At 60.4% G+C, this 14,098-nt stretch carries 13 protein-coding genes; 6 read left to right on the top strand and 7 right to left on the bottom strand.

Going from position 1 to position 14,098, the window contains the following annotated elements; genetic code table 11:
* Positions 1-484 precede the first annotated feature (484 nt).
* Complete coding sequence (locus Q0L48_RS15645) at positions 485-1,606, bottom strand: DUF3500 domain-containing protein (protein WP_296722499.1); 1,122 nt, start codon at positions 1,604-1,606, stop codon at positions 485-487.
* A gap of 611 nt (positions 1,607-2,217) precedes the next feature.
* Here Q0L48_RS15645 and Q0L48_RS15640 point away from each other — a divergent pair.
* Together Q0L48_RS15640 and Q0L48_RS15635 are read left to right on the top strand one after the other, a co-directional pair.
* On the top strand, positions 2,218-3,282 hold the full coding sequence (locus tag Q0L48_RS15640) for a class I SAM-dependent methyltransferase (protein WP_296722497.1): 1,065 nt from the start codon (positions 2,218-2,220) through the stop codon (positions 3,280-3,282).
* 150 nt (positions 3,283-3,432) lie between these two features.
* A complete protein-coding gene (locus Q0L48_RS15635; RefSeq protein WP_296722496.1) occupies positions 3,433-3,918 on the top strand; it encodes a DUF2165 family protein in 486 nt (161 codons plus the stop codon).
* 241 nt (positions 3,919-4,159) lie between these two features.
* On the opposite strand, the gene Q0L48_RS15630 is transcribed toward Q0L48_RS15635, so the two are convergent.
* The 3 genes from Q0L48_RS15630 to Q0L48_RS15620 form a co-directional block, all read right to left on the bottom strand.
* Positions 4,160-4,615 (bottom strand): (2Fe-2S)-binding protein, encoded by a 456-nt coding sequence (locus Q0L48_RS15630; protein ID WP_296722494.1) that lies wholly within the window; start codon positions 4,613-4,615, stop codon positions 4,160-4,162.
* 15 nt (positions 4,616-4,630) lie between these two features.
* The gene (locus Q0L48_RS15625; RefSeq protein ID WP_296722493.1) at positions 4,631-7,012 is read right to left on the bottom strand and encodes a molybdopterin cofactor-binding domain-containing protein; all 2,382 of its coding nucleotides are present in this window, start codon (positions 7,010-7,012) and stop codon (positions 4,631-4,633) included.
* Between the two features lie 1,059 nt (positions 7,013-8,071).
* The gene (locus Q0L48_RS15620) at positions 8,072-8,668 is read right to left on the bottom strand and encodes a TetR/AcrR family transcriptional regulator (RefSeq protein WP_296722491.1); all 597 of its coding nucleotides are present in this window, start codon (positions 8,666-8,668) and stop codon (positions 8,072-8,074) included.
* A 132-nt stretch (positions 8,669-8,800) separates the two neighbouring features.
* On the opposite strand from Q0L48_RS15620, the gene Q0L48_RS15615 reads away from it, so the two are divergent.
* Genes Q0L48_RS15615 through Q0L48_RS15605 form a run of 3 tightly spaced genes read left to right on the top strand, consistent with a single transcriptional unit; the run spans position 8,801 to position 11,085 of the window.
* The gene (locus Q0L48_RS15615; RefSeq protein WP_296722490.1) at positions 8,801-9,529 is read left to right on the top strand and encodes an SDR family NAD(P)-dependent oxidoreductase; all 729 of its coding nucleotides are present in this window, start codon (positions 8,801-8,803) and stop codon (positions 9,527-9,529) included.
* A complete protein-coding gene (locus tag Q0L48_RS15610; protein WP_296722488.1) occupies positions 9,530-9,937 on the top strand; it encodes a hypothetical protein in 408 nt (135 codons plus the stop codon).
* Entirely contained in the window at positions 9,934-11,085 is a 1,152-nt protein-coding gene (locus Q0L48_RS15605) for an MFS transporter (protein ID WP_296722487.1), read from the top strand. The genes Q0L48_RS15610 and Q0L48_RS15605 overlap by 4 nt, the downstream gene beginning before the upstream one ends.
* Here Q0L48_RS15605 and Q0L48_RS15600 read toward each other — a convergent pair.
* From Q0L48_RS15600 to Q0L48_RS15590, 3 genes are all read right to left on the bottom strand, one after another.
* On the bottom strand, positions 11,082-11,840 hold the full coding sequence (locus Q0L48_RS15600) for an SDR family oxidoreductase (protein WP_296722485.1): 759 nt from the start codon (positions 11,838-11,840) through the stop codon (positions 11,082-11,084). The genes Q0L48_RS15605 and Q0L48_RS15600 overlap by 4 nt on opposite strands.
* Before the next feature lie 31 nt (positions 11,841-11,871).
* Positions 11,872-12,333, bottom strand: coding sequence for a hypothetical protein (locus tag Q0L48_RS15595; RefSeq protein WP_296722483.1), 462 nt, complete (start codon positions 12,331-12,333; stop codon positions 11,872-11,874).
* A 108-nt stretch (positions 12,334-12,441) separates the two neighbouring features.
* Entirely contained in the window at positions 12,442-12,921 is a 480-nt protein-coding gene (locus tag Q0L48_RS15590; protein ID WP_296722481.1) for a hypothetical protein, read from the bottom strand.
* 143 nt (positions 12,922-13,064) lie between these two features.
* Here Q0L48_RS15590 and Q0L48_RS15585 point away from each other — a divergent pair, with 143 nt between their 5' ends.
* Entirely contained in the window at positions 13,065-14,075 is a 1,011-nt protein-coding gene (locus tag Q0L48_RS15585) for an AraC family transcriptional regulator (RefSeq protein ID WP_296722479.1), read from the top strand.
* The last annotated feature ends 23 nt before the right edge of the window (positions 14,076-14,098 follow it).

The raw sequence follows: 14,098 nt of genomic DNA, 5'->3' as shown, positions 1-14,098 counted from the left end.
TCGCGCATCGACGAGCTCCTGCCACACGCTCACGTGGGCTGAAGACAGCGCTTACACACCATCCAAGCGCCGAAGCTCCAAACGTGGATTTGCAGCGCGATGGGTGCAGGTTCTTGAACTTCGTCAAAGAATCGAGCGGACACTGGATCGGAGAATCCAAGCGTCACAATTGCTAGAATGTATAGCCAGACAAAGGCCCAAAATCGCCCATCAAGTTCGTGCCGCTTGGCAAATTGATCACCCATGCTGCCCCCGGTTGCATTGCATGAATCGTATCATGCTAGCAGCAAATGAAAAGGCAGGGCGCAAGTTGCTGGCTAATGTCCGGTTCCCAACCCACAATCGGACAAAAATAAAACACCATCGAGCGACCAAAGCGGTCGTTGAGTTATCCTTTCAAAGAACCCTGGCAGCGGAGGAGGGGATTGCAACCCTCGACACGCGGAATGTCATCAGACGTGATCAGGTTTATTGCCAAGTCTAATCACTGATGCGCCTCCTGATAGTGCCTTTGCAGCCAATCAGCTCCATAATCATTCGAGGGATCGCGGACGATCGAATGAACATGGTTATAGCCACCGTCAGGCGTGCGTTCGCGCACATAGTCGATCACGATGGACGGGCCCTGCACCCTGAACATGAAGCGAGCGGCGGGATCATCTGTTGGACCCCACCACGCCATGTGGAGCGCGTCGTTACCATCGCTTTCGACGGCTAAGCGCTGTCTTGCAGCTGCCTCGTCAGAAGCGTCGCCAAGATATTCGTCGATTAGGCCAGATAGCAGGCGGCGTTGCGCTGGATCGAGATCACTGGCTCGAATACCGACCGGCACGCCGATCCTGTCCTGTTGCCCCTTGCCAGCAAAGATTTCATCATCGACCACATCTGACACCACCGCCTTTGCAAGCTGCTCCTGCTCCAATGATGTCATTAGCGCGAAAGCGCGATCCGCCTCATGCTGCAGGATACGCCAACCTGCGTAGCGGCCGCTTGGAACGATCTGAGGATTGGCGCCGACGAACAGTGGGGTAAAAGCAATCTTGCCTTCTGAGACAGTGAAATTAGCGGCAAAGTGGTGTCCGGTGACAGTCCAGCCCCAATCCTCTCCTTTCGGGTCTCCAAACACAGACACATAGAACTTTTCTGTGTCGTAATTGTCCTTGAAGGCCAATGCCTCTGTCTTGCGAGGATCGTCATCTGGCAGTCCGGCAATCATCGCAGAGAAAATCTCATGCAGCACATCTTCGTGCCACATGATCGTTGTCGTCTTGAGATATCCTTGGCTAGACATAGCGGCCGCCATCATGGCGTGCATAGCCAAGCGCTGCTCCGTCTTCATATCGGCAACCGCCATGCCTGATCGCGGTGCCAGACCAACCGGCAAGTTTGACCAGCCAGTGCGGGTGGCATTATCGTCAAGCGATGCCATTACCACGCTGCGTTGCGTCTCGTCCAAAGTAGCGAGAAATGCTAGTGTTGCCTCTTCCATTGCTGCCACACGCAATGCTTCGAGTGATTGCTCGGTGGAGTCATGAGCGCTGAGTTCAGCGACAGGTGCTGCAATCGCCACCGCAGCCGTCACCAAAACAATCGAGCAGAGTTTCATGCTTTTTCTCCCCACCACCCACGAAGGTCGTATGCCAGAAGAGCTCTGCGCGCAAATCGGCTAGCTTGCCAGATCATGCGGATAAATGGGACGATATGCCGGATCGGAAACGGGTAGTTCCAAGAATTTGGCAGCGGAGGAGGGGCTTGAACCCCCGACACGCGGAGTGTGATCGACGCAGCGGACCGGCTGGTAACGGCCCGATTGTATTAAAAAACTTTCCAAGGCAAATTCATCGGTAATTTAGCTTCGCACTGCGCCGAGTGATGGCAATAGCTTACACTAATTTGCCCCAAAATGAAAATTGGTTCCCAAAGTCGGCCTTCAAGTAATGATCCTGAAGTTTTTCAACACAATCTATCCAGCTTCAATCTTTCCCGATATCACGGCGTGGTCCGAATCGCGGACGGGCAGCTTAGGCGAGATTTTTGCCAAGACCGTAAACTCTCGTTCCGCCCCTTCGCGGACGCGCCCCTTAATCGCTTGACTTAAGTCACAGGTGGGCAGACCCTTCGGAAAAATGCAACAATGGTAATAATGGGCCGCGTCCACAGCCGCTGACCTGCAGGAGCAGGCAAAAGCTTTTCAGCAATTAATTGCGGAGGCTAGCCATGACTCAACCCAACCCCGACACACTGAACGCCCTTGTAGGTAAGATGCTCAATGATCTCGGAGGTGCATTCAGTGTGCCGACTGTACGCATCGGCCTTCGCTTGGGATTGTTCAATTCGTTGCATGCAGATGGCCCAGCCACCTCGAGCGTGCTAGCAGAACGCCTCGGCCTCGCGGAACGTTACGTCCGAGAGTGGGCGATGGCGCAGGCGGCGAATGGATATGCCAATTTCGATCCGGCCACGGAACGGTTCAGCCTCTCCGCGGAACAGGCAATGGTCTTCGCCGTAAAGGACAGCCCGGTCTATCTTGAAGGCGCCTTCGACCTTGCCGCAGCCATTATAGAGGGCGAGCACAAAGTCGAAGAGGGCTTCCGGACCGGCACGGGTGTGGCCTGGGGCGACAGCGCAGGCTGCCTGTTCTGCGCCGTGGGAGCGTTCTTTCGCCCGGGTTACGTCAACAGCATCGCGCAAGCCTGGCTTCCCGCGCTCGAGGGCATGGTGCCCCTCCTAGAAGCCGGAGCCAAGGTCGCCGATGTCGGCTGCGGTGTCGGCTTTTCGACGCTGCTCATGGCCGAGGCGTTTCCGAACAGCCGGTTTGTCGGCTACGACTTTCACCAGCCTTCGATCGAACAGGCGAATGCTCACGCCGCCGCGCATGGGCTGGGCGAGCGCGTGCGCTTCGCAACAGCATCGGCCAAAGACATTGCCGAAACCGACTTCGATCTGATCACGATGTTCGACTGTTTGCATGACATGGGCGATCCGCGCGGATGTGCCGAACACATGCGCACCCTGCTCAAGCAAGACGGCGCATGGATGATCGTCGAACCGATCGCTGGCGATGGCCTGGCCGACAACATCGGCAACCCGGTCAGCCGCCTGTATTACAACGCGTCCACGATGGTGTGCGTACCGACCTCACTGGCCCAGGAAGTTGGCGAGGCGCTCGGCGCCCAGGCGGGTGAAAAGAAGCTGACGCAAGTTCTCACAGATGCCGGGTTCAGCCATGTGCGCAGGGCAACCGAGGGCCCGTTCAACATGGTGCTCGAGGCACGTGCCTAACGCACTGGCCCAGTGCCTAAGGCTGGGAGCTTTGAGCGAGCTGACTGGGGAGCTCAAGGCAGGAAAGGCTGTCTAGCAGCAAGGCATCCCTTACGAACTTTGCCGAAGGTAGCCTCAGCTGATACGTATTGGGGTCAGGGGGAAATAATCATGATCAGGTTGCTAAAGTCAGCGCTTGTGCTGTTCATAGGGCTTCATGCTCTATTTTACGCCTTGCAAAATATCGCCAACCTTGAGGCTGCGCACGGGGCGATGGCCTACGTGATGAGTGGCGCAGACCACGAGGTTTACCCAGCGACTATTTTCTTCAAGCTCAGTAACTCCGCCTTTGCATGGGCCGCCCTGGTGCTCGTATTGGTCGGCGAATTTGCCGTGAGCTATTTCGGCATCAAAGGGGGCTGGGACCTCTTTAGCGCGCGCGCAAGGACTGCAGAAGATTTCCATGCTGCGAAAAGTAATGGCGTCATCGCAGCAGGCATAGCCTTGCTCGTCTGGTTTGGCTTCTTCATGAGCTTTGGCGCAGGCTTTTTCCAGATGTGGCAGACGCGAGTCGGAACAGGCTCGATGGAAGGTGCATTTATGTACGCCACGGCATCAGCAGTCACCATGCTATTTGTAAGCCTTACTGACGACTGACGTCCAATGCGGTGCCCTCTTCCCGACCATCACCGGTCATGAAAAGCGTTGATGCACGATTTCGAAAGCGGTGTGGCGGCTTCCAGCGGAATCAGACTTTCAATTTTGCGGGCGGGAACGACCGAGCCTGGGTCGGCAGCTGCCTCTGCCCTGCTCAAACAACCAAGGGCACCTATTTGGGGTTCGCATCCCAAATGCCGACTTCAGGAAGCGCCCCCGAAGCGGTCGCTCGCTGCGGCGATCAGGCGAAGGACGCGGCTTGCTTGATCGCGCGGCGGATGCTCATGTAAGTGGCGCAGCGGCACAGATTGCCGCTCATCGCTTCGTCGATAGCCGCATCATCCGGGGTCGGGTTGTCCCGCAGCAGAGCGGTTGCCGCCATGATCTGGCCCGATTGGCAATAGCCGCACTGGGGCACATCATTGGCCACCCACGCCTTGCGAATGGCATCGGCCGCGCCGCCTTCGACGCCTTCGATCGTGGTGATTTCAGCATCCTCGAGCGAATCATGCGGAGTGATACAGGCGCGGGTCGGCTGACCATCAACATGGACGGTGCAGGCCCCGCACTGCGCGATCCCGCAGCCGAATTTTGTGCCAGTCATGCCAAGGTGGTCGCGCAGGACCCACAATAGCGGGGTGCCCGGCGCAGCGTCGATGGTTTCGGATTTCCCGTTTATCTTGAGAGTAATGGCCATGGTCGGCTCCTAGTCCTACGTCGTCTGCTTGGCAGGCAGCTTGAGCTTGCTGCTCTCCGCCCCGATCAGGGGAAGCGTGCGCAAGCGGTGGCCGGTGGCTGCGAAAATTGCATTGGCGAGCGCTGGTGCGGCTGGCGGTGTTGCAGGTTCACCCACCCCGCCTGGCGGCGCGTCGGAGGGGATGATGGCGACCTTGAAATCGCGCGGCGCCTCTTCCATCCGCAACAGCCGCCAGCTCGGGAAATTGTCCTGCACGACCGCGCCGTTTTTCGCCGTGATTGCGCCATAGAGCGCGTTCGACAGCCCGTAGATCGTGCCGCCTTCCATCTGCGCGCGCACGTGACGCGGGTTGATTACGGTGCCCGCGTCGACCGCAAGCCACACGCCCGGAATGCTGATCGCGCCATCCTTGCCGACCGCCACTTCGACCACCGTGGCGATGTAGCTCAGGAACGAGCGGTGGACCGCGATCCCGAGGCCCCTGCCAGCGGGAAGCTTGCGGCCCCAATTTGCCAACTCTGCGGCTTTCTCCACAACCCGCCGCAAGCGGCCGGTATCGATCGGATATTCCTCCAGCTCAGCACCGTAATTGCCGTAAGTGGCGCCCTCAGCAGCAGGGTCGATCTTACGCGGCGGGCCGATCAGTTCGAGCAGATAGTCCTTCTGGTCGCGCCCGGCGGCATGGGCGAGTTCGGCAGCGAAACTCTGCACCGCAAAGGCGTGGTAGATATTGGCGACAGAGCGCAGCCAGCCGATCCGCAGGTGGCCGGTGGCATCGCCGGATTCGACCCGGAGGTTGGGCGCGGCAAACGGCACGTCGGTTGCGCCCATGCCCATCTCGCCGTCGCTCGGCTCGTCCACTGAATTGTCGAAGGTTGAACTGATCGGGGGAAAGACCGTGCGATGCAGCCACGCGGTGCAGGTGCCGTCCTCATCGAGCCCCGCCTCACAGTATTGCGCGCTGACCGAGTGGTAGTAGCCGTGCTGGATATCATCCTCGCGCGTCCAGGTCACCTTGACCGGCTTGCCGACTTCGCGGGCGATCAGCGCCGCCTCGATCACGAAATCGGGCTTTGATTTGCGCCCGAAGGCCCCGCCCAGCCAAGTCGGCGTGACCTTGATGTTCTCTTTGTCGATCCCCAGCGCCTCGGCGAGGGTGTCGCGGGTGCTTTGCGGGTCCTGCACGCAGGCCCAGCATTCGAGCCGGTCGCCGTCCCACTCGGCCGTCGCACTCGGCGGCTCCATTGGCGATTGGTTGAGGTGCGGCGCGTAATATTCGGCCGTGACACGCGTCTTCGCCGAAGCAAGCGCCGAGCCGACATCGCCGCGCGACCGGCGCACCTTGCCGCTGCGGCGCGCGGTGGCCTGCAACTGCTTGGCATAGGTTTCTGAATCGTATCCTGCGTTAGGGCCATCGCGCCACGCGATTACCAACGCGCGCCGCCCTTCGATCGCGGCCCAAGTATCACGCGCCACCACGGCCACGCCGCCCAACGGCTGAAACAGCGCCGGCGGCTTTGCATCGGGCAGGCGTACGGTGCTCAGCACCCCGGGAACCGCAAGTGTCTTTGTGTCGTCGACACTCCCGGTGCGGCCGAACAGCTGCGGCGGACGGGCAACCACAGCGTAGACCATACCCGGCCGCTTGACGTCGATCCCATAGGTGCTGTCCCCCTTGACGATGCGTGGCACCGTCAGCGACGGGATCTCGGCATTGATGTAGCGCCATTCTTTGGGGGTCTTGAGCGTGATGTCGGCTTCTGCCGGAATTGTGAGCCGTCCGGCGAGTTCAGCCAGATTGCCATAGGACAGCGTCTCTTCGTTCTGGGTGTTGCTGACCAGTCCACCCTTGGCCGAGCATTGGTCTTCCGGCAGCTTCCAGTAGAGCGCGGCCGCCGCCACCAACATCTGCCGCATCGCTGCGCCTGCGACCCGCAGCCGGTGGAAATTGAAGCGCACCGAGCGTGAACCATCGGTGTTCTGGTCACCATAGCGTTGGTGCCCTTCAGCCTGGACGATTGTGACCTTCTCCCAATCAGCCTCGAGTTCATCAGCCACGATCTGCGCCATCGACGTCCAGACCTGCTGGCCCATTTCCGAACGGTGACAGGTGATCTTGACCGCGCCATCCTTGTCGATCGCGATCCACAACGCAGGCGTGGCGTCCCCGCCTTTCACTTCGGTGAGCGGGCTTGGTCCGGCGTCGGCCAGGTCGAAGGCGGCGGCATCAATTTCGGGCTCAATATAGCTCGAGCATCCTGCAAGCGCCACACCGAGCACGAACAGCCCCGCCCCGCCGACAAAAGCGCGGCGGCTGAGATTGACATAGGGGCTGGCCTGATCGCTCGCTCCGCCCGCATGTTGTGCAGGAATGATCCCAAGATCGCGCATCAACATCGGCGTTTCCCCTCCAGCCAGATCGTGACCTCGCGTCCGGCCAAGCAATGTTTATCGACGCAAGGCCAGTTGGCAACCATACGTGGTCAAATACCCCAGCGATGATCGCGTTCGAAACGCCGGTTGGAAGCGGAACGATAGCGTGTCGCACCGCGCTCACGTGGTGAGGGCACTCTGCAGTCTTGCCATCAGCTGACGGCGAACAACCAGGGAAATCGTGACAGGATTCCATCCACCTGCGGTCATGACGTGGGACGAGACTCATTCCCGGAAGCGGTATGGCGGCTTCGGGCGGATCGGACGTTCAATTTGGCCTTCGTGAACGACCGGCTGGGGTCATGAGCTGCCGGAAGCTCGTGGGACTTATAGCCATGCTCTCGCGCTTGGACATGGCAGCCAAGACGGGGGTTGAGCGCGGGAATCAACTTGGTCACCGCGCCGGCCCCGAATTGCTCACGGAGCCAGACCTGCAAAACTTAAGGTTGAGCGCCACGCTCACCCTGCACTCACAGGCCGCTTCGCTGTTACTCCAATGCGGGCCCCTGTTATAACCGCGCCCATTCCCTGTTCCCCCTTCCAGGGAATTGTTTACCAAACTCGCGCAAATCTGAGGGAAATGAGGTCGAGTCTTTCTTCGGGGCGCGACTTTTACGTACGATTCCCTGTAAATTCCCGTTTATCGGCGAATTCGCGCCTGGAGCCTGGTTCGCTACAGACTGCGTCGCGCACCACTTCTCAAAATGGCGGTAAACCGGCATTTTTACCTACCTACCCCATAGAAGACGCTTGAGAACTACGGGGCCGAGGCGGTCAGCTTAGCGCCACATCCCAATCATTACTGCTCGCTTGCCGACTGCCTCAAAACGGACAAGGTTACCAATCGGCCTGAATGGCCTCGTCTGGGACCTAGCCGTCGTTCCCAAACAGCATGGCGAATGGCTGGTTTTGCCAGAAGCCGACATTACACTTATCGGGCCGCGGCTGCCGGGTATTTGGAGTTCGATTTTCGAAACCCGACTTGGCGATTAAACGCACCAATACCAACGCTTCCCTTGCGCGTTATGCTTGGCAATCATCTCCCGCGTCACCAAAGTTCGACAATCTCGCCTCCACCAGCGCAAGGATCTCCCGCGCGAATTGTTCGAGTTCGGCGATGTCATCCATGGCTCTCGCATAGGACCATAGGCCTTGCGATGCGACGGCGAGGAAATTAGCAAGACCATCGAGATCGTCCGGCGCCGCATGAGAGTTCAATTCGAAAGCGGCGCGGCAAAGCGCAGCTTTAAAGCCCTGCTGCAGGTCCCGCCGGTGGGCGGAAGCCGTTTCAAGTGCCGCCTGCGAATGGGGGGCCATTTCGGTCACGGAATTGGCGAGGAAACAGCCCGGACCCGGCAGACCGTGTTGGCGATGCCGTTCGATGAAGAAGCCAAAATATGCGCGGATCGCCTTAAGGCCACTCTCATGGTTGGTGAGGATCGCAATCGCCGGGCCGGCAACCGCTTCCCGGTAATGCTCGAGGCAGTTGGCGAAGGCCTCTTCCTTGCCCCCGAACTCGGCATAGATGCCGCTGCGCGCAACGCCGGTCGTCTTGACGAGATCGTCGATCGAGGTGGCGTGATACCCCCGCGTCCAGAACGTCCACATGGCGTTCTGCAACAGCTTTTCCCTTGACTTCAAACGTGGCCGTGGCATCCGTCAACCCATTAAGGAACGATCGTTCCTGAATTATCCGGCAAAGCGATGACAATAGCAAGCCGGGCACTCACATGGCGATTTCGGGAGCCGATGATGCAGAACAAGGCGGTGATACTGGGCGCAGGTCCTGCGGAAGGCATCGGCGCCGCAGTCGCCCGCCGCTTCGCCCGCGAAGGGCTGCATGTCTTCATCTCGGGCCGGAATATCGCAAAGGTGGAACACAGCGCCGATCAGATCCGCGCCGCCGGCGGTTCGGCAGAAGCCATCAAGGTCGATGTCACCTCGGAAACGGACATCGGAGTTCTGTTTGATCGTGTTCGGGGGCGTGACGGCAATCTGGAAGCGGTGGTCTTCAATGCCGGTGGCAATACGCCCGACGCGTTCGAGGACCTGTCTGCCGAAGACTTCGAGCATGTGTGGCGGGTGTGCTGCTTCGGTGCCTTTCTGGCGGCAAAGCAGGCCTTGCCGATCCTTCGGGCGCAAGGCTCTGGCTCCATGCTGTTCACCGGCGCTTCGGCCTCGTTGAGGGGCAAGCCGAATTTTGGGCAGTTCGCCTCGGCGAAAGCGGCCTTGCGCAACCTCGTGCAGGCATTGGCCCGCGAATACGGGCCGCAAGGCGTGCATATCGCACACATCATCATCGATGGTCTGGTGAATGGTGAGCGAGCCGGTGCCCTGTTTGGCGAACACCTTGCAAAACTCGGTCCCGATGGCACGCTTGACCCTGATGACATCGCCTCTGCCTACTGGATGCTGCACCAGCAGCCGCGATCGACCTGGACGCACGAGCTTGACCTGCGCCCCTTCAGCGAGGCGTGGTAAATGGCTGTGAGCGCCGCCGCACGGTGGTGTTTCGGCATCGGAGCAGCGGTGTGCATCGCCGCGATGCTGGGGCATGAATTGCTCGGCGGCACAAAAGTGCTCGATCCGCTTCACCGGGTCGACCTTCCGGCCGATGTCGTCTGGCTGCATCACTTTTCCTGGCACGTCGGGTCTATTGCGCTGGTCGCGATGGCAGCGATGTTCGTGGCTGCGACCCGCAAGCCGGAACATCTGATCCTCGCCGGTTTCGCCACGGCTATCAATGCGGGCTTCGCAGTTCTCGGCGCGAGCCTCGCGGTCTTCGGCAACGCTGCACTCTGGAGCACGCCCGCGCCCTATCCCTGGACACTATCGGCGGCATTCGGAGCAGCCGGCATCTATCTGGCGCGCAGGGACAGCAGAGTTTGAACCTCCGCCTGATCAGCCTTGTCTTTGCGCCGTTCGCCTTTGGCACGAGCGCATTCGTGTTCATCGGCCTGATCGCGCCGATGGCCGCTGACCTTTCGGTCGGCATCCCCGCAATCGGGCAGTTGCAGACCGTCTTTGCCGTCGCCTGCGGCATTGGCGGTCCGATCCTGGCCCGCCTGTTGGCCGGATGGGATCGCAAGCGGGTGCTGCTGGGTGTGATGGCAATCCTCACGGTCATGAACATGGCGACTGCGCTCGCCTCATCGTTCGAACTGATCGCCGCGATCCGCTTTGCTGGCGGGCTGTTCGCGGCGCTGACCCTGCCGCTGTCCACCACCATTGCCGTGAATCTGGTTTCCGAAGACAAGCGCCCTGCGGCGATTGCCACTGTGCTGGGCGGCTACACGCTAGCGTTTGTGATCGGCATGCCGGTGGGCAGCGTATTGGGCGATATGTTCGGATGGCAGGCTGCCTTCTGGTTCGCCTGCGCGATTTGCCTGATCGCATTGGTCATTCTGGCGCTCGCCGCGCCCGCACGGATCGAGGCGCCCGACATGGGCAAGCAGAACTTCGCGTCGGCCCTGCGCGGCGACAATCCGCTGTTGATGGGTATCACCATGCTGGCGTTCTGCGCCACCTTCGCAACGGTCGGCTTTATCGGACCGGTCATCACAGCAGCAACCGGCCTGACCGGCGCGGCGATCGGCGCGGTTCAGGTTTCGACCGGTGTGGGGAGCATTCTGGGGCTGGCTTTGGGCGCGTGGTTGGCGAAGTTACCGCCGCGCCGGGGTTTGGCTATTCTGGTTACGACCACCGCGATCACCCAAATGCTTTTCGCCCTGATGATGCTGAACGACCTTGGCGGATTTGCGCTTGCGGCGCTGGTGCTGGCAATGACAGCCGGCTCGGCCGCCCTGTTTGCGACCTCTCCGATTATCCAGTCCAGCCTTGCCAGATCGGCAGGCCCGGCAGCGACTATCGCTTTCGCGCTCAACGGGTCGATGCTCTATTTCGGTCAAGGACTGGGCGCGGCGCTGGGGGGCTGGGTGACCGCGCAATGCGGGCTCGGATGGGTCGGAGTTGCCGGAACGGTCGTGGCCGTTGCCGCGCTGGCGATGATCGCCGCGCTGGGGCGACGGGCGACCTAACGATTTCCGCCGCCAAACTGCTTGACCATCTGTCTGAACAGAAACGCGGGCGCGATGCGGCTCATCAGGCGCAGTTGTTTCGATGCTCCGGCCGCGATTTCGAACCTGTCCTTGCGCATCGCGCTGATCAATTCGGCGACCACGTCGGCGGGCGGGGTCTTCTTGAAGCTGCCGGTATCCATCCCTTCGGCCAAGGGCGTGTCGGTAACCGGGGGAAGCAATTCGAACACTTTCACCCCGTAGCCTTCAAGCTGATGCCGCAGCGCCATCGAGCTGTGGTGGATCAGTGCCTTGGTGCCCGAATAGACCGGCGTTGCCGGAAACGGGATATAGGCAAGACCGGAGCTGACGAACACAATCGCGGGCTCCCATCCTTCTAGCATATGCGGAAGCGCCATGTGCGTCAGGCGCAGGGGTGCAATCGCGTTAATCTCAATCTCACGCTGAAGCCTGTCCGGCGTGTCGGCTTGAGCATGAAAATCGTACATCAGCATGATACCGGCGCAATTGACGAGAATATCCAGCCGACCGAACTGCATATCGATCTCGTCCAGCATCTGCCGGCACTCGTCGACGTTAGCGACGTCGCAGCGGATCGGATGCGCATCGAGTTTTGCCGCCGCTGCAGCGAGCTTTTCTGCGTTGCGACCACAAATGACAACGTCGTTCCCGAGAGCGCGAAACTGGCGCGCGATTTCGGCGCCGATGCCGGAGCTTCCGCCCGTCACCAATACAACTTTGTTTTCGAGCATCATGTTGCGGCTTCGATCCTTTTGTGATGGCTATTCAATTATTTGCACGCCCGCGAATGGTCGCCTGAAGCGCAAGGTGGAATGTGAGGTAGCCCAGCACGATCCGGACCCAGTGCACCAGCACCCATGTGTCGACGACACCGGTGATCGTGGCAGGCGAATAGCCACCTTGCATCGCTGTCCACACGATCGGGAAATGATAGCCTGCGGTGATTGCGCAATTGATCAGCCAGCTGGCCAGCGCCAGCGTCCACAATCGCCGCGCCGACTCGTGACCCCACGCCCAATAGAGCGAGACCGGAATGACGATCGTTTGCAGCAACGCGAAGGGGATGATTGTCGTGGCGATATTGATCCAGTCTGCCGAAAAACCGGCGGCAAGCTCGGACCCCGTCATCTGGCTCCATTGCGCACCGAAAGAGACGCCGATCATCAACTGCGCGCCTGCAAAAGTGCCCGCAGCGAGTGTTGCGACCACATCGGACCTGGATGTCAAAGTCCGAACTCGGTGGACACTGGCTGCGGGCGGTCCCCATGGCTCTTCACGGGGGTGGGGTGAGCCAAGGAGATGTTTGCGATTTTCACCATCGGGATGTCGGCCGCGCTATTGCGGAAAGCTGACGTCGGCGCGCTCGGGGAAGGAGACCGATACGGTGCAGGTCTCCGGCCCCACGCAACTATCGTAATGCAGGTTCCCGCCCGGCTGGTAGAAATGCGAACCCGCGGTCATGATCGGGCCTCTTTCAGCGTCGCCTTCTTCCCAGTGCTGAAACCGGCCTGCCACAATGACCGCATGATAGCCGCTCGAATGAGAATGCGCGGGAAAGATCACACCCGCATCGATCGTGGCAAGCTGAAAGGTCGGAACACCTTGGCCGATTCCGCCGTACAGGAACGCGGCGGACACGCCGGGGAACAACTGCTGGAACTCCACCGCATCGGCCGTTGTGCGTTCGAATCGGGTGCTGGCAACGGGCGTCGGAACTGCAGGAGCGCTGACCAAAGGTCGCTCGCCCTCTGCCGCAGGATAGCATCCCGTCAGCATCAGCAACGTAGCTGGCGCAAAAACATATGGTCGCTTCATGATCGCTGTCCCTCTGGCCGCCTCGGGCCTAACGTGCCGAAAGTGGTCGCTTTTCGGGCGAGGCGCGAGCAGCAAATTCGGTCAGCGGGTGATCAATTCGGTCACGTGCAACGCGGTATTGGCACTTGCGCCGGGAATGTGGAATGCCGTTGAAATATATGACCATGCCGAAACATTCGATCGCGATCCTGCTCGGTGCCGTGTGCCCGATCGTCGGGGTCGGTCCGGACGCGCTGCTGCGCGAAGTGCCCTGGCCCGCGTCGACCAGGCTCGGCGCGGACATGCTGGTGTCGGGGCAGGATTTCGTCACTCTGTTCCAGACATTGGCACGATTGGCGGGCGATCGGGCCGATCCGATTGTAGTCGGCAAGGCGATGGCCAGCGGGCCGATTCTGCCGATCTTTCTAGCCCTGTCGATTGCGCCCAATATGGTCGAAGGGCTGCGGCGTCTGGCCCGCTTCAAGACGCTGTTCGGCCCTGTGGCAATCAAGCTGAGCCGCGGCAATGCCACCTTGCGGGTCGAGATCGTGGCAGGCGATCCGGCGCTGACCCTGCCCCCGCAACTGTCCGCACCCATTGCGATCTTTCTGGTCGAAAAGGCGCGGGCGCATTCGCTGCGGAACATCGTGCCGCTCCATGTGACGTTTCCTGCAGCCTTGATCGATGATGAGCTCGCGAACGGGTATTTCGGAACGGGCATCGTGCATGGCCCCGACGTCGTGATCGAGTTTGCAACTGCCGATGTCGAAGCGCCGTTCATGTCGGTCAATGACGCTTTGTGGGCCGAGCTAGAAGCCGATCTTGAACGGCAGCTGCAACAGCAGGCTGGCACGGCCGACTTCCCGGCGCAGGTCGAAGCCGCGATCAGACACGCGCTGAATTCGGGGCCGGTGCGGGTGGAGGCGATCTGCGAAGAACTGGGCGTCAGCCGGTCTACCATGCAGCGCCAACTGGCAGCGTCGGGGCAATCCTATCAGACAACCCTGAACCGCGTGCGCCGTGATCTGGCTGTGCGATACCTAACCAAAAGCACCCTATCCCAAGGCCAGGTGGCCGGTTTGCTTGGATTTGCCGACCCAAAGTCGTTCCAGCGCGCTTTCAAGAGCTGGACCGGGAAACCGCCCGAGAGGTTTCGCCAGGAACAGCAGGTCTAAGCAGTCCTGCGCGACCCTAGCAG

Origin of the sequence: Erythrobacter sp. (assembly GCF_024305245.1) — a bacterium.
GTDB lineage: Bacteria > Pseudomonadota > Alphaproteobacteria > Sphingomonadales > Sphingomonadaceae > Erythrobacter.
This window is presented reverse-complemented; position numbering and strand designations above follow the sequence as displayed.